This is a genomic window from Methanothrix harundinacea 6Ac, from assembly GCF_000235565.1.
In the GTDB taxonomy this organism is placed as follows: Archaea; Halobacteriota; Methanosarcinia; order Methanotrichales; family Methanotrichaceae; genus Methanocrinis; species Methanocrinis harundinaceus.
Window position 1 is genome coordinate 1,606,284 of record NC_017527.1, and the last position, 18,541, is coordinate 1,624,824.

The following is an 18,541-nucleotide window of genomic DNA, read 5'->3' on the forward strand; positions in this document are numbered from 1 at the left end:
CCTCTCAGGATGTGATCTTCGCTATGAGATTCAATTCTCTGATATCAGCCTCTGCCCTCCTCATGGCGGCCCTAGCCGTCACCTCGGGGGCAGCCGCCGGGGCGAGCTCGTCGCACCCGACGATAGACCAGGACCGGGAGGTCCTCTTTCAGGTCTCGACGATCGACGCCCTCCTCCTGGCCGTCTACGACGGCGTCCTCTCCGTGGGCGTACTGAAGGAGAAGGGCGACTTCGGCATAGGGACCTTCGATAAGCTGGAAGGGGAGATGATCCTCCTCGACGGCATATGCTACCAGGTCAAGGAGGACGGATTCGCTTACGTCGTATCCGACGATCTGACGACCCCCTTCGCCTCCGTCACCTTCTTCGACCATGACGAGACGGTCCTGATCGAGGAGGCGGCAAACCTGACGGAGCTGGTAGGAATCCTGGAGGCCTCCCTCCCGTCGAAGAACGTCTTCTACGCCATCAGGATCGATGGGACCTTCCCCTACGTCAGGACGAGGTCCGTCCCCGCACAGGAGAGGCCCTACCCCCTCCTCGTCGACGTCACCGCCAACCAGACGGTCTTCGAGTTTGAGAACGCCTCCGGGACCATCGTCGGGTTCTGGACCCCCCAGTTCGCGGCGGGGATAAACGTCCCCGGAAGCCACCTCCACTTCATCACCGATGATCGGAAGGCTGGGGGCCACATCCTCGACCTGCGGGTCGATGGCGTCGAAGTGGCCCTGGACGTGACGGCCAGCATATTGATGGCCCTCCCCGCAGAAGGAGACTTCTTCGATCTCGACCTCACCGGCGACCTCTCGGGGTACCTGGAGAAGGTGGAGAAGTAGAGCTACAACGATCGAAGAGCACGACCGACTAAAATCAGGGGAGACATGGAGCGGCGGCAGCCGCCTCTCCTCGGTCAAATTGGATCTGAGCCTTCTTCAGCAACGAGCTAGGACGCCTAAATGATTTTTTTTAAATTTATTTTATTTAAAACAACCAGAAAGTTTATTTACAGTAACTCTCTATAATAACTTTGATGGATCAGACTGAGGCCTGTCCATCAGTTAGGTAAATTAATGTGGGTGGTAAAAGATGGCCCAGAAGAAACAATCAGCAAAGATAGACCCTAAAACGGTCTCTGAAGGCACGTCCAAGAAGGTCCTCTCTTTTCTCAATGCCGCCAGATCCGCAGAGGAGATCGCCACTGCGATTGAGATTGAAGGCGAACGTGATATCGGAATTAAGATCGCCGAGAGCCTCCTGGACAGGCGGGCGCGGCTCGGAGGATTCCAGAGCCTCGACCAGGTTGCGGCGACGCCACAGGTCGGAGAGGCGCGCTTTAGCCAAATTGTAAAGACCCTGGAAGGGAGGAAAGAGACTTCCACCACATATGTGATCGAAGGACAGGTAAAAACGGCGGAGAAGATCGATTTCGCCAGTGAAAAGCTGGCCGTTCATGCCATAATAAATGGCATAGACGTGGCCAGCGCCGAGGTTGACAAGAACGGGAGATATAAGGTCACCTTCGAATATGGAGACGAAGCCCCGACCGCAAAGTTGCGCATTTTGCCTGCGCGAATACCTCTTCTGTCATCCAAGAGCCTAGCCCTCAGCAAAACGGTCAGCTTTGCTCGCTATAATAGAGACGGACAGATTTACAGGGCTTCTACAGACCTCCATCTGCCTCCAGGGTATGTGAGGCTCTGGGGGAAAGTGACCAAGACATACCACATGCACGGGGTCGTTTGGGCCACTACTTTTTGGGGCGGCTCTCCCATCTCGGTGGAGCCGCTGCCGGCTGCCAAAATCGAGTTCTATGAAGTTGACACGCCCCTTTTCTGGATCGCTGGCACCGAGCCGCCCCTGACAGAAGGATACCTCGGCTATGCCTATACCGCGCCTGACGGGAGCTACGACTTCTCCTTCAGCTTCAGCTACACCACAAGCGGCCTCTGGACCTGGCTCTTCACCGACAGGGTCCCCGACATACGGGCCCGTATCTCGCAGTTTGTGGACGGTTCTTGGACGGAGGTCTATGAGGGGCCCGTCGACTGGGAGATCGTCGAAGACTTCCACCGGGACTACTTCGTGCCGAAGGAGTATGTCATACCCGTCCCACCCGGGGGTGTGAAGCCGGATGAGGGTTTCAGGTTCATCAGCCTCGGCCTTCTCCCGATTGATACGACTCGAATTCAGCTGGGCTACGCTACCTCCCAATTGGACGATCCCATCACCGTTTCCCACCAGCCCTTCTGTGATACGCTCCGGATCTTCGGGCTTTTCGCCGAGGCGCCGCCCATAGCCACATATAAGGTGCAGATAGCCGCCGCCGATGAGGATAGCGTCATCGGGACCTGGCAGGACGTCACCGACCCGCTGCACAACCGCAAGTGGAATGATGCTTCGCAGAAATGGGAGTTTAAGGTGCTCGGTCCCGACCCGGCGACGGGCCGGTATAAGAACGTCGATACCGAGCCTGAGGCTGATTGGCACGAGCATGCCCTGAAAGTAACGTGGAAGAGCAGGAACGTAGCTGACGGATACTATGCCCTCCGCATCGTCGGTTATGACGCAGCCGATGCCAAGGTTGGCACCTTCCAGATGCCGATAATCAGGGTAGACAACAGCCTGCCTGAGATCAATCTGGAGGCCATAGGCAACTCGGCGGGAGAGCTGACGGATTGTGGAGTTCTCGAGTTGAAAGCTGACCGTAAGATCAGGTTCGAGATAACCGCGTATGATCCGGAAAAACATGTAAAGAGATACTCGCTAATCTGGACACGCGGCAAATACGGCCAGCCAGCCAGCACGACTCCTCCGCTGGGGGGGTGGATTGAAAGTCCTGGCTCCGTCCCCGGGTGGGAAGGCTGTAAAGACCTGGAGGTGGAACTTATCCCCGATCCGTCATCATGCTCGGAAATGTCTTACAACGTTGAGCTTCGCGTCCGGGGTCTATCAACAGATGGCTATTCCGCAGAGCCCCTTTCCCAATGGCAAAGGCGGGAAAGCAATCTTGTTGTCAAGGAGCCCTAATACTTAGGCATGTACATATTTTTGTAGAGTGCCCCGCAGCTCGGCCGCGGGGTGCTCCGCAATTTTTAATCAGATAGTTTAGCATCCAGCACAATTAGAAAAATATTTGGAGCTAGGATTCTCAGACGCCCTCCAGCTTCCTCTCGACGAGCCTCTTTCTCACCGACTCGGCGTGGGCGTCGAGCCCCTCCGCCTCGGCGAGGATGGTGATTGCGTCCTTCAGGAGACTGAGCCCCTCCTTCGAGATCTTCTGGACGGTGATCTTCTTTACGAAGGCGTCGACGTTGAGGCCGGAGAAGGCCCTCGCGTACCCCGAGGTCGGGAGGACGTGGTTGGTGCCGCTGGCGTAGTCTCCGGCGGCGACCGGCGTGTACGGCCCGAGAAATACGCTTCCCGCGTTCCTGATCTCGCCGAGGACGGTCATGGGGTCTCTTACTATGATCTCCAGGTGCTCGGGGGCGAAGCTGTTTGAGAAGCTGATGGCCTCCTCCATCGACCCCGCCACGAGGATCGCAGCCTTCTCCAGGCTCTCTTTGACGATCTCCCACCGGGCCGTCTCTTTTGCCTGCTTCTCCACCTCGGCCCTGGTGGCTATGGCCAGATCCTCGTCGTCGGTGACCAGAACCGATATCGACTGGGGGTCGTGCTCCGCCTGGGCGATCATGTCCGAAGCCAAAACCTCGGGCTCTGCCGTATAGTCGGCGATGATGAGAACCTCACTGGGGCCCGCGGGCATATCGATCTCGACGGTGGACCGGAGGAGGAGCTTGGCGGCGGTGACGTAGATGTTCCCCGGCCCCACGATCTTCTGGACCGGCCGGATCGACTCCGTCCCGAAAGCCATCGCCGCCACCGCCTGGACCCCTCCGACCCGGTAGATCTCGTCGGCTCCCGCCATCTCGGCTGCGACGAGGGTGATGGGGTTCACCTTCCCCTCCTTCCCCGGCGGGGTGCAGACGATGACCCTCTCGACGCCGGCGACCTTCGCCGGGACGACGGTCATCAGGGCGGAGCTGGGGTAGGCGGCCCGGCCGCCGGGGACGTAGGCCCCGACGGAGTCGAGGGGGACCACCATCTGGCCGGCCATAACCCCCGGGGAGGTCTCGGTCATCCATAGGTCCCGGTCGAGCTCCTGGTGGTGGAAGGCGGCGATGTTCTCCAGGGCGATCTCCAGGGCCTTCTTCAGCTTCTCCGGCACCTGGTCACCAGCCTTCTCTATCTCGTCTTTGCCGACCCGGACCTTCCCTATCCGGACGCCGTCGAACCTCTCGGTCAGGTCGGCGAGGGCCCTGTCCCCCCGCTCCTGGACCTCGTTCACTATCTCCACCACCGCGGGCATCACCGACTGGACGTCCACGCCCCTCGATAGAAGGCCTTTCGCCTCCTCATCGACCAGTTCGCTCATCTTCTTGAATAACAACGCCGACAACTCCCTAATCTATCCTACAAATCAGCCCGACGATCTGCCGTTCCTACCCCGCTGGGTGGCGTAAAGGCCGGCCACCCGGTCGAGGGTGTCCGCCTCCTCCACGGCCTTGTCGTCCCTGATCCGGACGAGCCTGGGGAACCGGAGGGCGTAGCCGGAGGAGTAGCTCTTGCTCTTCTGGATCTCCTCGAAGGCCACCTCGAAGACCACCTCGGGCTTCACCTCCACCTCCATCCCCTCTCCGGCGACGAGGACGAGGTCGCGGAAGAGCTCCGTCAGCTCGGCGAGCATTTCGTCGGTGATCCCCGTCGCCACCCACCCCACGTCCTCGAGGCGGCCGGTCTCCGGGTCCGGGGATGCCAGCCGGTAGGAGCCGAAGAAGGTCGCCCTCCTCCCCTCCCCCCACCGGGCTCCGATGACGACGAGGTCGAGGGTCTCCATCACCGGCTTTATCTTCAGCCAGTTCTTACCCCTCTTACCGGGGGCGTAGGGGGACTCGGGGCTCTTCAGCATGACGCCCTCGTGGCCTTCTGCAATCGCCTCCTCGTAGATCCCGGCCACCTCCTCGGGATCGTCGGTCACCTTTTGGCCTGCTAGGATCTTTTCGTCCGCCACCGACTCCAGAAGCCTTCTCCTCTCCCGGAGGGGCTCGTCGATGAGGACCCGGCCGTTGAGATAGATGAGATCGAAGAGCATCAGCTCCAGGGGGATCCTCTTCGCCGCCCCCTCGACCCTGTACTTCCTCCGGAACCGCTTCAGGATCTCCTGGAAGGGCAGGGGCCTTCCGTCCTCGCCCCGGGCCACCGCCTCCCCGTCGAGGATGGCGGCCTCCGCCCGGACCCCCTCTTTTACGAAGGATACGATCTCGGGGAGGGAGCGGGTCACCCTCTCCAGCCGGCGGGAGAAGATCTCCACCTCCTCTCCCCTCTTGTGGATCTGGACCCGGGACCCGTCGTACTTCACCTCGACGGCCGCCGTCCCCATCTCCGCCACCGACCCTGCGATCCCGGACCCGAGCTGGGCGAGCATCATCTTTATGGGTCGACCGATCTCGATCGTCAGCTCCTGGAGCCGACCCTCCTTCGCCTGCCGGGCTACTAGGCCGAGGTCGCTGGTGAAGTTGTACCCCCGCTCCACCTCCTCCGGCGATATTCCGAAGGCCTTGGCGACGGCGTCCCGGACGATCCCCTCGCCGACCCCGATCCTCATATCCTCCAGGGCGAGCCTCGCCATGTACCTCGCCTCCGTCGCCCCGGCCTCGCTGAAGAGGTATCGGAGGTGCTTCATCTTGGCGGTCTGGCTCCTCCGCCCCGATGCCCGGGCGATGAGGAGGAACCGGGAATGGACCTCGAGGATCGTGAGCCTCTCCCCCTCCAGGAAGGTCGAGAGGGTGGAGGACCTCCCCTTCTTCGCCAGCTCCGCCGCCACCGCCCCCACGTCTCCCGTCCTCCGGAGGAGCTCCTGGACCTCGGAGGGGGCCGCCCCGAAGGCCTTGGAGAGGGCGTCGTAGAGGGTGCTCGGTCCCACCCCCAGGAGAAGGTCGGAGCTCGCCGGGAAGGGGGACCCCATCACAAAAGAGGGGACGACCGAGAGCTCCTCCTCTTCCAGATCCCGGAGGAAGGAGGCGAGGAGGTCGGCCTTCTCGATGGAGCCGCCGATCTCCTCGATCCTCGCGCAGAGCTCTGCGAAGCTTTCGAAGCTGGTCATGATTCCGGGTCTTCAGCCGTCTACCTGCCTTGAGGTGTAGATGCTGACGATGTCAGAGACAATGGCGCTGGCGGTCTCTATGGAGCCGGCGCCAAGGCCGGTGACGGTGATCGTCCCGGAGAGGTCGGTCTCGATGGAGGCGACGTTGAGGGTCCCGCCGACGGCGAGGGGGCTCCTCCGGGGGACGAGCATCGGCTTCACCGTCAGGGCCGGTACCTCGCCTATCAGCTTTACGAGGTAGCCCCTCTCCCAGGCGAGGTTGAGGGCCTCGGGGGTTATCCCCCTCGATCCCGGTGACGGAGACGTCCTCGTACTTCGCTCCCATCCCGAAGATGGAGTTTGCGAGGATGACGACCTTCCCGGCGGTATCTATCCCGTCGACGTCGTAGGCGGGGTCCGCCTCGGCGATCCCCAGCTCCTGGGCCTCGGTGAGGGCGTAGCTGTAGGTGTACTTCTCCTCCATCATCCTCGTCAGAATGTAGTTGCAGGTGCCGTTGAAGATCCCCCGAATGCTGAGGATCTCATTTCCGACCAGGTTCTTCTCGATGAGGCTGATTAAGGGCATCGTCCCGCCGACGGTCGCCTCGTACTTGAGCATCAAGCCGTTCTCCCGGGCCAGGTCCCTCAGATGGTTGAAGCCGACGACCAGAGGCCCCTTGTTCGAGGTGACGACGTGCTTTCCGAGCTTCAGGGCCTCCTCGATGTGGCCGAGGCCGGGCTGGCCGTGGACGATGTTGGTGGGGGTCACCTCCACCACCAGGTCGGAGTCGATCTCCTGGATCGCCTCCTTCCCGATGATCCCGAGGTTTGCGATCCCCTCCAGGGTTTTGGCGCCGTGGAGCCTGGAGGGGTCGATCCCGTCGCCGTCGAAGAGGGTCCCCTTGATGTCGGTGACCGAGACGACCCGGAGGTCCAGCCCCATGCTCCTCAAAAGCTCCCTCTTCCTCCTCACCACCTCCAGAACGCCGTGGCCGACGATCCCAAACCCCACCAGAGAAATCCTCACCTCTCTCATATCTTCTCAGCCTCGATAGGTTCTATCACCAGAAGGTCCTTCTCCGCCCCCACCTCGCGGAGGATCGAGAGGGACTTTCTGATCTCCTCTTTCCCCGTCGCCCTGATCCTCAGGTAGGCGGAGGAGGGCTCATCGATCCCCGGCATCCTGAGGGAGAGGTCCTCCACCTCGGCGAAGCCGGTGGAATCGATCCGGTCTATGGTGTCCCCGAGGTCGGTGTGGACGACGTGGCCGATGAGAAGGACCGAGATCTCCTCGATGAACCGGTCCTCCCCCGCCCTCACCACCACGATCCCATTATCCTGGAGGTGTCTTTTGATGTTATCGATATTTGATGGATCGATCTCGAAGACGATCTGGACCGGGACGGTGCCCCTCGGCGTCTTCCGATCCCGGTGATGGACCACGCTGATGATGTTCCCCTTGTACTTCTTGAATGGCTCGAGGGACTGCATCAGCTGTCCCGGCACATCTTGCAGTTCCAAGTCCATCGAAAGTCGCATAAAACTTATTCCTCGTCAAATTGCTGCTCTCCACCACCAGCTTCTCGAACATAAAGCTTGTGCAGAAAAAGGACTTTATTTGAGAGTACCATAACGGTCCCCCAATGGCCAAAGAAGATGCGGAGACCCATCTTGCGAAGTTCATAAGAGACCAGGTGGAGGCGGCCGGGGCGAAAGGCGCCGTCCTCGGGATCAGCGGCGGCCTCGACTCGGCGACCGTCGCCTTCCTCGCCGTCCGGGCCCTGGGAAAGGACCGGGTCCTCGGCCTCCTCCTCCCGGAGGCGGGGGTGACGCCAAAGGAGGATGTCCTGGACGCGAGGAAGGTCGCATCGATCCTCGGGATCGAGGCAGAGGAGATCGACATCTCCCAGGTGCTGAGGAGCTACTTTGCGGTCCTCCCCGCAAAGGCGGCTCCAGCGGTGGTGAACGGAAACCTGAAGGCGAGGGTGAGGATGACGATCCTCTACTGGCACGCAAACCTTCTGGGCAGGCTCGTCCTCGGGACCGGGAACAGGACCGAGATCCTGCTCGGCTACTCGACGAAGTTCGGCGATTCCGCCGCCGACGTCCTGCCGATAGCAGGCCTCTACAAGGACGAGGTGAGGGATCTCGCGAGGCGCCTCGGCGTTCCGGATCGGATCCTCGATAAGGCGCCGACCGCCGGCCTCTGGCCCGGCCAGACCGACGAGGGGGAGCTTGGGATCACCTACCAGGACGCGAACGCCATCCTCCGGGGGCTGGAGGCGGGAAGGAGCCGAAACGACCTCGCGGCGGAGTTCGGGAGGGAGGAGCTGGCCCTCGTCGAAGGGCGGATCGCCGCCGGAAGGCACAAGAGGGAGCTTCCACCGACGCCAGGAAAGTGACGCCTCTCCCCGGCCGTCGGAGGCCTCCGGGCCCTTTTCCCCAGAAACCCTTTTCCCCCCCATCGGCCATCCCGGGGGCATGGATCCCGGATCGGAGTTCGAAGGGGTAGGGGAAGGTCGCCTCACCCCGGTGACGGAGATAGATATTCGAGGGCTGGCAGAGGTCCGAGACGAGAAGGACGTCTTCTTATCGGTCTACCTCCCCACCGCCTCGAGGGAGGAGGAGGCCGAGAACCGCAGCTTCGTCGCCAGGAGGTCGAGGGCGATGGAGGAGGCCCTCCCGGCGGATCTGAAGGCGTCCTTCAGAGAGACGATGGCCACCGTCGAAGACCTCCTCTTTTCATCGCCCATCCCCGGCGAGAGGGGGCGGATCGTCTTCGCCTCGGCCCCCGCCCCCCTCCTCCGGGCCTACAGGATCGGGATCGATCCCGGACGTGCCATGGTCCTGGACACCTCCCCCTTCCTCCTCCCTCTCGCGAAGCTCCGGGACGACTACCTCGACTACGGCCTCCTCCTCCTCGACTCCCGGGAGGCCCGGCTCTTCTGCGTCCGCTCCGACGTCCCGGAGGAGGTGGGACGGCTATCGGCGGACCTGATGGGAAAGCACAAGAAGGGGGGTTGGAGCCAGATGAGGTTCAACCGCCTCCGGAAGGGGGCGGTTCGGTCCTTCCTCTCGGAGGTGGCCGAGGACGTCCGGGAGTCGTGCCTCCGGCACAAGACGCGGGGGCTCGTCGTCGCCGGTCCCGGCGACGCCAAAAAGGAGTTTCTGGAGCTCCTCCCCCATGATCTGGGACGGAAGGTTCTCGCCGTCGTCGACCTCCCCATCGACGCGCCCCAAAGGAAGCTCGTCGAGATCGGAAACGAGATCGCCCTCGCCGACGAGAGGGTGCTGTCGATGGAGAGGGCGGAGGAGCTGCGGGCCCAGATCCTGAGGGGCGGCCTTGCGGTCAGGGGCGTCGAGGCGACGAAGGTCGCCCTGGAGGCGGGCCGGGTGAGCGTCCTCGTCCTCCTCAAGGACGCCTCGGCGCCGGGCTGGATCTGCGAGAGGTGCCAGGCCCTGGAGGCGAGGAGGCGGCCGCCTCCGGCCTGTCCGAACTGCGGTGGGCCGACTTCGGCCGTCGACGTCGTCAATGAGCTCTACGAGCTGGCGGAGAGGACGGGAGCCGAGGTGGAGTTCGTCGAGGAGGATGCCTGCCTCGCCTCGGGAGAGGGGGTGGGGGCGCTTCTGAGGTATTAGGGGCAGAATATCCGTCAGATCGCCGGCGGATACCGTCAAAAATAAGGGGCTCACTCCACCCTTCCGGGCTGCGATTAGCCGTAACGATAAAGTACCATTCCTGCAGAAAGGGGCTGAGGGGGAGGAAAATATCGGGAAGAGACCTTCAATAGCAACCTCGATCGCTGCCCTCGGGATCGTCGCCCTCTTCATAGGAGTCTTCCTCTCCTCGGAGGCGGGCGTTGAGTGGAGGGTTTCTGAAGAGGGATTGCTGGAATACCGGAGACCCGCGCCGGAATATCGTTTGATCTCATCCGAGGATGCTGGTGCCTCAAGCCTCCGGGAGCTCCGCTTCAGCAGCCGGGGGGCGGAGGTGGCGGCCCTCCTTCGAGAGCCCTCGGCCAAGAGACCAGAAGGCTTTCCAGGCGTGGTCCTCCTCCCCGGGGCGACCGTCACCAAAGAGCAGGAGCAGGGCCTCGCAGAGCTCCTCTCCGGCCTGGGATACGCGACGATCGCCCTCGATCAGCGGAACCGCGGCGGCGTCGACGTGGGGGGCGATCTGGAGATGTTCATCAACGGCCAGGAGCCGACGGAGCACAAGATGGTCCACGACGCCCTGGCGGCGGCCGAGGTCCTGAGGATGCAGCCCGAGATCGATCCGGACCGGATCGTCTACCTCGGGGAGAGCAACGGGGGCCGCTTTGCCATCATCGCCTCCGCCCTGGACAGGAGGTCCCGGGGCGTGGTCGCCATCAGCACCTGCGGTTACGATGTAGAGGGGGAGGAGATCGATCTCTTGAGGATGAGCGGCCCGGACGCGGTCAGGTTCCTGCGATCCATCGATCCCGATACCTATCTCGAGAGAATCCCGCCCCGAAGGTTGGTGATGATCCACTCGAAGAACGATACAGTAATTCCCGTCGATTCGGCGAGCCGGACCTATCAGAAGGCTCTGGAGCCAAAAGCGATGCACATCGTCGATTGCGCCACCCACGGCCGCTGCGGGGAGATGGACCCTTATATCGAAGAGGAGCTGGCGCGGATGGTAGGGTGATAGGGTGAGCCCAGATCTTTTAGGGAGCCCTATCCGGCTATGCCAACCGAGATGGGAGCGGAGGTGGAGTTCGTCCGGGAGGACCCGGGCCCTCGCGTCGTCGGAGGGGTTGAGGTCGCTATTGAGGTATTGGGCATAGATTAATGGTACCTATTTACGGTAGAAGATCCAATTTAAGCAAAGTTCGGCCTGCCGACGAGGAGCAGCGCCCGGGGGCTTGCCATGGACGCTCTCAGAATTCTGAAGGCTAACGAGAAAGAGGTTAAAAGGAAGTTCGGCGTCCGCAAGATCGGCATCTTCGGCTCCTATGCCCGAGGGGAGGAGAAGGAGAGGAGCGACGTAGACGTCCTGGTGGAGTTTGAGGAGCCGACCTTCAGAAACTTCATGGGCCTGGTCTTCTTCCTCGAAGAGCTCTTCGATAGAGAGGTGGACCTGGTGACCGTCAAGGGGCTGAGCCCCTACATAAGGCCTTACGTTGAGAGGGAGGTGGTATGGTCTGAATAAGGACGCCGCCTTATTGAGGCACATCCTCGACGAGATCGATTTTCTTCTATCGGAATGTGAGGGTGTGGACGCCGAGGATCTTATGAGTGATAAAGTTCTGAGCAGGGCTTGCGTGCGAAGCCTGGAGATCATCGGCGAGGCTGTCAAGAACGTATCCCAAGAGATTAAGGATGGTCACCCGGAGATCGACTGGAGGCTCATCGCCGGGATGAGGGACAAGCTCATCCACCAGTACTTCGGGATAGACTGGGACGTGGTCACCAACGTCTTGAACGAGGAGATCAGGCCGCTCAAAGCCGAGATCGAGACCTTGCTTTTGGAGGTTGAGAGCTGATCTTTGCTTTGAAGAGCCGTTTCAACCATGAATCATCCAAATCGACTGCTTCGGAGCGGCAAAGACCATTTTTTTCCTACAAAGGGCTTCAGAGTGAGGATTCATTGGGGTTTCCATCCCGCCAGACTTCACTTTTCATCCCGTAACTCTCCTCACCCTAAGAGCCCAGGGTACCCCGCCACCGTCGCCCGGAGGAGGACGTCGACGATCAGGGCGGCGAATAGGACCGCCCGGTAGTTCGCCCCCTGGTAGAAGGTCCTCTCCCCCCTCGCCGCCGTTGGAGTCTTCACAAAGCCTACGGTCTGGGCGATCATCCACCCTCCCGCCACCAGGGCCGCGGCGAAGTAGATCGGACCGAGGCCTGTCGCGACCCCCAGGGCTATGGAGAGAAGGACCCCGACGACCCAGGCGGCGGCGACGAGCTTTGCCGTCAGGGGGATGCCATAAGTCACGGGAAAGGTGGGGATCCCCTCCCGCCGGTCGCCCTCGACGTCCCGGGAGGCGTCGCAGTTGGTGAACCCCCAGTCGGTGATGCAGATCATCGCCCCCAGGAGGAGGGCCCCGGCGTGGAGGCCGGGCCCGTCCTTGAGGATCCCAGCCGGGGCCATGGCGAGCCAGACCCCCACCGGCACTATCCCGAAGGAGAGGCCGACGAGGGCCCAGGAGAAGGGGGTGGTCCTCTTCGCCGCCTTCGAGTAGACGGCCATGATCATCGTCGCTCCGATGAGGGCGACGAGGCTCTCAGGGTTGAGGTAGAAGGCGACGGCCGCCGCTATGCCGAATAGGAGGGCCGAGTAGGCGAGGGCCGCCGACCTCGTCACCTGGGAAGACGGCAGCGGCCGGTCCGGCATCCCCACGGCGTCGACGTCGACGTCGCAGCAGTCGTTGTAGACGTAAGAGCTGGTGATGGCGGCATACGCCCCCAGGGTGGCGATGGCGAAGGGTAAGGCCGCCGGCAGGGCCCCGGCGGTGGCATAGGCGGCCAGGAGGGCCGCCGCCCCCGGAAGGGCGATGTCCATCGGCGCAAGAGGCGGGCGGAGGAGCTCGGCGTAGGCCCTCAGCTTCCCCCCCGCTGTCGTCTTATCCCCTCTCCCCTCCTCGCCGCCGCTCAACCCCTCTTCCCCCTCAATCGAGAAAACCCTCGAAGATCTCCAGGTAATCCTGGGGGCGGACGAGCCAGGCAAGCTTCCCCACCTCGCGGCCGATGGGGTAGATCTCCCGATTTTTCGAAAGGCCGAGGGCCTTCACCTTCGGAACCTCGATCTCCCGAAGGGGCGCCGCCTCCTCGCATCGCGGGTTCTCGACGAACCCGTCCTCGGTGAGGAAGTAGGCGCCCCCGCCCCTCTCTCGAATCGGCTCGTAGATCGACGAGAAGCCCCGGGCGACGAAGTTCGCCATCTTCAGCCTCTTGTTCGACTCGTTAATGGTGATGTGGCCGTACCCCGGAGGGACGACCACCTTGTCGCCTTCCATCGCCCTCACCACCAACACGTCGCTCAGGTCCTCCCTCTGGAGGAGGTAGGTCGCCTCCCCCTCCAGGACCTCGTAGACCTCAGGGTAGGTGACCGCCTCGCCCGGGACCGTTGGGTGGTAGTGGCCCGCCGTCTTGACGTACTCCCGCCCCAGCATCCGGGGCGGGATGATGGTGATGTCGTACCTGATCCCCTGCTCAACGAAGAGGTCGCCGTCCCTCCTGCTGAGGAAGAGGTCCCGGTACATGTAGTAGAGCTCCTGGTCCTCGGCTCCTCTCGCCCACCTCCTGTCGTAGAGGACGTCGTCCATATCGCGGAGCATCCTCACGTCCGGTTCCTTCACCTTCCCGCCGAATTCGAGCTCGTTCAAGTCAGAACACCCGAGGTAGGATGGAACGGCAAATTTATAACGTTTTTCCGAGGATGGAAGATCATGGAAGACGACTCCATGGCCACCCCCTTCTGCCAGGACCTGAGGAGGTTCATCATGACCTTCGTCGCCGCCACCGCCGAGGCGGTCCAGGCGACCCAGGGGTCCGGAGGCCTGATGATCATGTCCGTCGCCATCGGCACCAGGCTCTGGGAGGAGATGGAGCAGTTCAGGGAGTGCGACATGCCGGGCTTCGATACGAGGGATGAGAAGATCGATTGCTTCATGAAGACCCTCCAGGCCTCGGGGGTGATCGGAGGCTCCTCCTTCGAGGAGAGGGACGGCCGGCTCGTCATCACCATCCGAGGCTGCTTCTTTGCTCCCGCCAGCGATCGCCAGATCGAGGAGGGGCTCTCGCATCCCCTCTGCCCCATCGGCGGGCTGATCGTCGCGGGCCTCCACAGGACCGCCTCGATCCTCGCCGCCCTGGAGCGGGTCGATCGCGACGTAGAGGAGGACGTCTCGACCCTCACCTTCAGGCTCTACTCCTGACTCTGACCCCATCCCACCCTCGGGGGGCGGAGGGCGGGGCTGATCCGGAGGCGTCCCGTCAGAGCCTCGCCCGGATCTTATCCCATAGGTCCCGGATCGCATCCCCGACGGGCCCCTCCACCTCGACGAGGGTCTTCCTCTGGACCATTGCCCCCACCACGCCGGGGTCGAAGGGGAGCTTTCCCGCGAGGTCGAAGCCGAGGTCGCGGCAGAGTTCCCCGATCCTCTCTGTCATATCGGGGTTTAGGTCGTGCTTGTTGACGGCGACGAGGGCCTCGACCCCGAAGTGCTCAACGACGGCGAGGATCCTCTCCAGGTCGTGGGCGCCGGAGATGGAGGGCTCTGTCATCACCAGGGCGAGGTCTGTCCCGGTGATGGAGGCGATGACGGGGCAGCCGATCCCCGGAGAGCCGTCGATGATGACAAGATCTCTTCCCTCCCTCTCCGCCACCTGGGCTGCGAGCTCCCTCACCATCGTCACCAGCTTTCCGCTCGCCTCCTCCCCAGGAAATAGCTCGGCGTGGACCATCGTCCCAAACCGGGTATCAGAGACGAAGGCGTGGCCCGAGATTCTATCGGTCATGGCGACCGCCTCCGAGGGGCAGACGACGGTGCAGACCCGGCACCCCTCGCAAGCGGCGGGGTCGACGGCAAAGTCGGAGATGGCGCAAAACCTGCAGGCCTCCTCGCACTTGCCGCATTTTGTGCACTTCTCGGGGTCGATGGAAGCGACCTCTAGCCCATAAAAGTCGAAGGTCTCCCGGACCTGGGGCTTCAGGAGTAGGTGGAGGTCGGGGGCGTCGACGTCGCAGTCCGCCACCACCATCTCGCCTTTAGCGAGGGCGGCGAGGGATGCGGTCATCGTCGTCTTTCCCGTGCCGCCCTTCCCGCTGATGACCACCAGCTGCTTCATTTTGCCGCCTCCTCGATTCTTTCGAGGAGATGAACGAACTTCTCCTGCCACTCGACCATCACCTTGGAGAATAGGGCCCCCCGGGAGGTGAGCTCTGCGATCTCCCTCTTCATGGGGATCTCCAGGAGGATCGGGATCCCTTCTCTTTCGCAGTAGTCGTAGACCCCCCGGTCTCCGATGCCGCTCCTATTCACCACCACCCCGCAGGGGATCTCCATCCTCCTCACCACCTGGACGGCGATCGAGAGGTCGTAGAGGCCGAAGGGGGTCGGCTCGGTGACCAGGAGGCAGAAGTCGCTCCCCCGGACCGCCTCGATGACGGGACAGGCGGTCCCCGGGGGGGAGTCGACGAGGAGGAGGTCGCCCCTCGCCTCGGCCTTGACCGCCCTTATGAGGGGCGTTGCCATCGGCTCGCCGATGAAGAGCTCACCCCATAGAAGCCTCACCCCCCCGGACCTCGCCCTGTGGATCTTCCCGATGGCCCTCGTCCCCATGGAGACCGCTCCTTCGGGGCATACGAGGTCGCACCCTCCGCAGCCGTGGCAGAGCTCCGGGAAGAGGAGGACTTCCTTTGGAAATACGGCGAGGGCGTGGTAGGCGCAGAACTCCGAGCATCTGCCGCACCTGGTGCACCTATCCTCGTCGATCACCGGGATCGGCACGTTGCAGTCGGAGCTCTCTCTCTCCTCCAGGTCGGGGAAGAAGAGATAGCTGTTCGGCTCCTCGACGTCGCAGTCCAAAAGCTCCACCGAGCCGATGGACGCCGCGAGGTTCGTCGCCACCAGGGTCTTTCCAGTCCCACCCTTGCCGCTGGCCACAGATATCATCATCGATAAAACCTCCACCCTGCCGGTCGACCACTCCCGGATCTCGACGGGCCGGCCGAAAACTCTCCTCCAAAGGATGCCGGAGATCCGAACCTATCCTCCCATTTGGGAGGATATACTTTAATGCTTCCCTATAGCGAGAGAGCCCGAGCTCTTGCCTCTTGGTCGCGCTCTGGATCCCAGGCGGCGCTGTCAGCCAGCAGAGGCTAACAAGGAACGTACTGGCCGCCGATGTTGAAGGATACGGTCTTGATCTTCATCCAGTCCCTGAAGATATCCACCCTCCAGGTCCCCTGCAGCCGGGAGGCTTCGCAGCCCCGGATCTGGATGGCGCTCCAGGTCTTCCCCTCCCAGTCTCCGCTGGCGAAGTTCTTCGGCGGGACGACGGCGAAGGTCCGGGCGTAGAGCTGGCCGTTGGGCGCGTACCACCGCCACTCCATCTCGTGGGGCTTGAGGTCCCTTGCGAACCTGATCCAGGAGACGGCCTGGTCGTCCTCGGTGGAGAAGGAGTAGGTCCGATATATCGGGTTCCAGTGGGCGTCTACGGACTTGGCCATGGAGTGATCGCTGAGCGGAATGAAGGGAAACCATATCGCCCCGCCCAGGGACGCCGTAGCCATAACGGCAAGAAAGGCCAGGATGGCCTTCATCTTCTTCATCTCTTAATTACCCCCTACATTGCCATGATCTATGTTATACACCCTTGGTCAGGATATAATAAATAACTATAGTAAGGTGGGAGCTTACGAGGTCTAAAATTTGAAGGATCTGGTTAAAAATCAGAGGATCAGGGGGGTTATGCCCCTCCTCTTCGCGACCTCCGCCGGGAGGTCGACGGCCTCCAGGGCGGCGTCGATGATGCCGCCGTCGCCGGTGGCGACCGGATGGGGCGCGACCTTCAGCCTCCTGTCGGCGTCCCTCGCCGTCGTCGCCTCCCCCTGGACGCCGAAGTCCGCGAGAGCCCCCCGGATCGTCGCCGCCAGCTCCCCGCTCCGGCTGATCTGCTGGTCGAGGATCACCTCCGCCTGAGCGACCCCCGCCCCCTCCAGGACCGAGAGGATCTCCCCGATCGCCGGGGCCGTCACCTCGGAGGATCGGTAGCTTCTGAAGATCCCGCGGACATCCCGGAGGAAGCCGTCGTCGCAGAGGTAGACGGCGGCGCCTGAAAGGAGGCTCTCGACGGTGATGAGGACGTTGTAGCCGTCGATGGCGACGGTCCGGCCCGCAAGCCTCTCAGCGGGGATCCGTTTCTTCCTCCGAGCCGCCGCCAGGGCCGAGGGGACGGCCACCCTCGAGAGGACGAACCTATCCTCCCGGGGGAGGCGGCGATGGTCGGAGACGAACCTGACCGCCGGCCCCGAGGGGTAGCCCCGGTCGAGGAGGTATCTGATCTCCTCGGCGGCGAGGTTCAGGGCTTCGAGGCCCCCATCCGGCAGCATCTCGCCTCCCGGTATAGGTCTCCACCGGAGGCGTCGATGGCGACGATCATCGGCCCCCACCCTTCCGCTACCAGCTCCCAGAGCCCCTCGGCCATCCCGAGCTCGGGGAGGTGGAGCTGCTTCACCGATAGCTGACGGGCCGCCAGAGCTCCGCAGCCTCCGGGGTAGGCGAGGTACGCCGCCCTCCCCCGGAGGGCCTCCGCCTCCTCGGATATCCCCCCCTTCCCGACGATCAGCCTCACCCCCAGGCCGACGACCTCTCTCGTGAACCTGCCGACCCTGCCACTGGTGGTGGGGCCGGCGGAGAGGACGGTCCCGTCCCGGATCAGGGGACCGCAGTGGTATATGACCGCCCCGGCGAGGTCGATCGGAAGCTTTTCCCCGGAGGCGAGGAGGGCGTGGACCCGGTCCCGGGCGGTGTAGACCGTCCCGCTGATCCAGACCAGGTCTCCGGCCCTCAAGGCCGCCACCTCCTCTCCCGATATCGGAGTCTTCAGTCGATGTTCCATCCGTCATCCCTCACCGTCGCAGAGGCGGACCTGTTCGCCCAGCACTGGAGGTTCACCGCCACCGGCAGGGATGCGGTGTGGCAGAGGGCGGTCTCGATCCTCACCGCCAGGGCCGTGGAGTCGCCTCCGAGCCCCATGGGGCCGGTCCCAAGCCGGTTTATATCCGTCAAGAGTTTCCGATCGAGCTCCGAGGTGCCGGGCATCCGGAATAGCGCCCTCTTGGCTAGCCTCGGCGCGAGATCGAAGGTCCCGCCGATCCCCACCCCCACGAAGACGGGGGCGCAGGCCCTCCCCGCCCGCTTTGCCACCTCGCGGGCGACGAACTCGATGGGGTCGTCGGCGGGGTTGAGCATGGCGAGGAAGGAGCCGTTCTCCGACCCCGCCCCCTTGGGGAAGGCGGTGATCCGTAAGAAATCCCCGGGGACGAGGTCGACGATCAGGTCCGGAATCCCCGGGCCGGTGTTGTCGCCGCTGTTCTTCCTCGTCAGGGGGTCGACGGCGTTGGGGCGGAGGGGTACCTCTTCCGTCGCCCGGCGGACGCCCTCGGCGATCGCCTCCTCCAGGAAGGGCGGTATCGAGAGGTTGAGGCCGATCTCCAGGCGGAAGACGGGGAGGCCCGTATCCTGGCAGAGGGGGACGCCGCCCGCGGCCGCGATCTCGACGTTCTCGAGGATCGCCGAGAGCTGGGATCTGGCGATGGCGCTCCTCTCCTTCGCGGCCGCCTCTCTTATCGCCTCCTCGACCCAGAGGGGGAGGACGGTCTCGGCCCTGGCGAGGACCGCCACCGTCGCAGAGACCAGATCCTCTCGC

At 63.0% G+C, this 18,541-nt stretch carries 20 protein-coding genes and 1 pseudogene; 8 read left to right on the forward strand and 13 right to left on the reverse strand.

Annotated features, from left to right (window positions below; translation table 11 throughout):
* Window positions 1-23: 23 nt before the first annotated feature.
* Window positions 24-836, forward strand: coding sequence for an acetolactate decarboxylase (gene budA / locus MHAR_RS07620; protein WP_014587032.1), 813 nt, complete (start codon window positions 24-26; stop codon window positions 834-836).
* Between the two features lie 250 nt (window positions 837-1,086).
* Window positions 1,087-3,027 carry a hypothetical protein gene (locus MHAR_RS07625; RefSeq protein WP_014587033.1) on the forward strand — a complete coding sequence of 647 codons (1,941 nt, stop codon included), beginning with the start codon at window positions 1,087-1,089 and terminating at the stop codon, window positions 3,025-3,027.
* A gap of 121 nt (window positions 3,028-3,148) precedes the next feature.
* On the opposite strand, the gene hisD is transcribed toward MHAR_RS07625, so the two are convergent.
* From hisD to MHAR_RS07645, 5 genes and pseudogenes are all read right to left on the reverse strand, one after another.
* A complete protein-coding gene (gene hisD / locus MHAR_RS07630) occupies window positions 3,149-4,432 on the reverse strand; it encodes a histidinol dehydrogenase (RefSeq protein WP_266335508.1) in 1,284 nt (427 codons plus the stop codon).
* A gap of 45 nt (window positions 4,433-4,477) precedes the next feature.
* Entirely contained in the window at window positions 4,478-6,160 is a 1,683-nt protein-coding gene (locus MHAR_RS07635; RefSeq protein WP_014587035.1) for an ATP-dependent DNA ligase, read from the reverse strand.
* A gap of 12 nt (window positions 6,161-6,172) precedes the next feature.
* Window positions 6,173-6,529, reverse strand: coding sequence for a hypothetical protein (locus MHAR_RS14145; protein ID WP_338039961.1), 357 nt, complete (start codon window positions 6,527-6,529; stop codon window positions 6,173-6,175).
* Window positions 6,504-7,175 (reverse strand): annotated as a pseudogene (locus tag MHAR_RS07640) (homoserine dehydrogenase); the annotation flags it as partial. The gene MHAR_RS14145 and the pseudogene MHAR_RS07640, both read right to left, overlap by 26 nt.
* A complete protein-coding gene (locus tag MHAR_RS07645; RefSeq protein ID WP_048144500.1) occupies window positions 7,172-7,678 on the reverse strand; it encodes an amino acid-binding protein in 507 nt (168 codons plus the stop codon). The pseudogene MHAR_RS07640 and the gene MHAR_RS07645, both read right to left, overlap by 4 nt.
* A gap of 104 nt (window positions 7,679-7,782) precedes the next feature.
* Here MHAR_RS07645 and MHAR_RS07650 point away from each other — a divergent pair, with 104 nt between their 5' ends.
* From MHAR_RS07650 to MHAR_RS07670, 5 genes are all read left to right on the forward strand, one after another.
* Window positions 7,783-8,541 carry an NAD+ synthase gene (locus MHAR_RS07650; protein ID WP_014587038.1) on the forward strand — a complete coding sequence of 253 codons (759 nt, stop codon included), beginning with the start codon at window positions 7,783-7,785 and terminating at the stop codon, window positions 8,539-8,541.
* Window positions 8,542-8,620: 79 nt separating this feature from the next.
* Complete coding sequence (locus MHAR_RS07655) at window positions 8,621-9,778, forward strand: baeRF10 domain-containing protein (RefSeq protein ID WP_014587039.1); 1,158 nt, start codon at window positions 8,621-8,623, stop codon at window positions 9,776-9,778.
* 283 nt (window positions 9,779-10,061) lie between these two features.
* Window positions 10,062-10,811: an alpha/beta hydrolase gene (locus MHAR_RS07660; RefSeq protein ID WP_014587040.1), complete on the forward strand. Its 750-nt coding sequence runs from the start codon at window positions 10,062-10,064 to the stop codon at window positions 10,809-10,811.
* Window positions 10,812-11,033: 222 nt separating this feature from the next.
* Window positions 11,034-11,315 (forward strand): nucleotidyltransferase family protein, encoded by a 282-nt coding sequence (locus MHAR_RS07665; protein WP_014587041.1) that lies wholly within the window; start codon window positions 11,034-11,036, stop codon window positions 11,313-11,315.
* A 13-nt stretch (window positions 11,316-11,328) separates the two neighbouring features.
* A complete protein-coding gene (locus MHAR_RS07670; protein ID WP_014587042.1) occupies window positions 11,329-11,649 on the forward strand; it encodes a HepT-like ribonuclease domain-containing protein in 321 nt (106 codons plus the stop codon).
* 152 nt (window positions 11,650-11,801) lie between these two features.
* On the opposite strand, the gene MHAR_RS07675 is transcribed toward MHAR_RS07670, so the two are convergent.
* Together MHAR_RS07675 and MHAR_RS07680 are read right to left on the reverse strand one after the other, a co-directional pair.
* Window positions 11,802-12,761, reverse strand: a complete 960-nt coding sequence (locus tag MHAR_RS07675; RefSeq protein ID WP_014587043.1) for a UbiA prenyltransferase family protein — start codon at window positions 12,759-12,761, stop codon at window positions 11,802-11,804.
* 13 nt (window positions 12,762-12,774) lie between these two features.
* Window positions 12,775-13,491, reverse strand: coding sequence for a glucose-6-phosphate isomerase family protein (locus MHAR_RS07680; RefSeq protein WP_014587044.1), 717 nt, complete (start codon window positions 13,489-13,491; stop codon window positions 12,775-12,777).
* A 63-nt stretch (window positions 13,492-13,554) separates the two neighbouring features.
* Between MHAR_RS07680 and MHAR_RS07685 the strand changes: the two genes are divergently transcribed.
* Complete coding sequence (locus MHAR_RS07685; RefSeq protein WP_014587045.1) at window positions 13,555-14,043, forward strand: hypothetical protein; 489 nt, start codon at window positions 13,555-13,557, stop codon at window positions 14,041-14,043.
* A 58-nt stretch (window positions 14,044-14,101) separates the two neighbouring features.
* On the opposite strand, the gene MHAR_RS07690 is transcribed toward MHAR_RS07685, so the two are convergent.
* The 6 genes from MHAR_RS07690 to MHAR_RS07715 form a co-directional block, all read right to left on the reverse strand.
* Complete coding sequence (locus tag MHAR_RS07690; RefSeq protein ID WP_014587046.1) at window positions 14,102-14,956, reverse strand: ATP-binding protein; 855 nt, start codon at window positions 14,954-14,956, stop codon at window positions 14,102-14,104.
* The gene (locus tag MHAR_RS07695; protein ID WP_048144502.1) at window positions 14,953-15,786 is read right to left on the reverse strand and encodes an ATP-binding protein; all 834 of its coding nucleotides are present in this window, start codon (window positions 15,784-15,786) and stop codon (window positions 14,953-14,955) included. The genes MHAR_RS07690 and MHAR_RS07695 overlap by 4 nt, the downstream gene beginning before the upstream one ends.
* 203 nt (window positions 15,787-15,989) lie before the next feature.
* Complete coding sequence (locus tag MHAR_RS07700; protein ID WP_014587048.1) at window positions 15,990-16,442, reverse strand: hypothetical protein; 453 nt, start codon at window positions 16,440-16,442, stop codon at window positions 15,990-15,992.
* Window positions 16,443-16,562: 120 nt separating this feature from the next.
* Window positions 16,563-17,222 (reverse strand): DUF434 domain-containing protein, encoded by a 660-nt coding sequence (locus MHAR_RS07705; RefSeq protein ID WP_014587049.1) that lies wholly within the window; start codon window positions 17,220-17,222, stop codon window positions 16,563-16,565.
* Window positions 17,192-17,731, reverse strand: coding sequence for a fumarate hydratase C-terminal domain-containing protein (locus MHAR_RS07710; RefSeq protein ID WP_014587050.1), 540 nt, complete (start codon window positions 17,729-17,731; stop codon window positions 17,192-17,194). The genes MHAR_RS07705 and MHAR_RS07710 overlap by 31 nt, the downstream gene beginning before the upstream one ends.
* Window positions 17,716-18,531 carry a fumarate hydratase gene (locus tag MHAR_RS07715; protein WP_081472301.1) on the reverse strand — a complete coding sequence of 272 codons (816 nt, stop codon included), beginning with the start codon at window positions 18,529-18,531 and terminating at the stop codon, window positions 17,716-17,718. The genes MHAR_RS07710 and MHAR_RS07715 overlap by 16 nt, the downstream gene beginning before the upstream one ends.
* Window positions 18,532-18,541 lie beyond the last annotated feature (10 nt).

Bases quoted from the DNA above. Each gene is read 5' to 3' on its own strand.
- budA (WP_014587032.1), top strand. From the start codon at position 24: ATGAGATTCAATTCTCTGATATCAGCCTCTGCCCTCCTCATGGCGGCC.
- MHAR_RS07625 (WP_014587033.1), top strand. From the start codon at position 1,087: ATGGCCCAGAAGAAACAATCAGCAAAGATAGACCCTAAAACGGTCTCT.
- hisD (WP_266335508.1), bottom strand. From the start codon at position 4,432: ATGAGCGAACTGGTCGATGAGGAGGCGAAAGGCCTTCTATCGAGGGGC.
- MHAR_RS07635 (WP_014587035.1), bottom strand. From the start codon at position 6,160: ATGACCAGCTTCGAAAGCTTCGCAGAGCTCTGCGCGAGGATCGAGGAG.
- MHAR_RS07645 (WP_048144500.1), bottom strand. From the start codon at position 7,678: ATGCGACTTTCGATGGACTTGGAACTGCAAGATGTGCCGGGACAGCTG.
- MHAR_RS07650 (WP_014587038.1), top strand. From the start codon at position 7,783: ATGGCCAAAGAAGATGCGGAGACCCATCTTGCGAAGTTCATAAGAGAC.
- MHAR_RS07655 (WP_014587039.1), top strand. From the start codon at position 8,621: ATGGATCCCGGATCGGAGTTCGAAGGGGTAGGGGAAGGTCGCCTCACC.
- MHAR_RS07665 (WP_014587041.1), top strand. From the start codon at position 11,034: ATGGACGCTCTCAGAATTCTGAAGGCTAACGAGAAAGAGGTTAAAAGG.
- MHAR_RS07685 (WP_014587045.1), top strand. From the start codon at position 13,555: ATGGAAGACGACTCCATGGCCACCCCCTTCTGCCAGGACCTGAGGAGG.
- MHAR_RS07690 (WP_014587046.1), bottom strand. From the start codon at position 14,956: ATGAAGCAGCTGGTGGTCATCAGCGGGAAGGGCGGCACGGGAAAGACG.
- MHAR_RS07695 (WP_048144502.1), bottom strand. From the start codon at position 15,786: ATGATGATATCTGTGGCCAGCGGCAAGGGTGGGACTGGAAAGACCCTG.
- MHAR_RS07700 (WP_014587048.1), bottom strand. From the start codon at position 16,442: ATGAAGAAGATGAAGGCCATCCTGGCCTTTCTTGCCGTTATGGCTACG.
- MHAR_RS07705 (WP_014587049.1), bottom strand. From the start codon at position 17,222: ATGCTGCCGGATGGGGGCCTCGAAGCCCTGAACCTCGCCGCCGAGGAG.
- MHAR_RS07710 (WP_014587050.1), bottom strand. From the start codon at position 17,731: ATGGAACATCGACTGAAGACTCCGATATCGGGAGAGGAGGTGGCGGCC.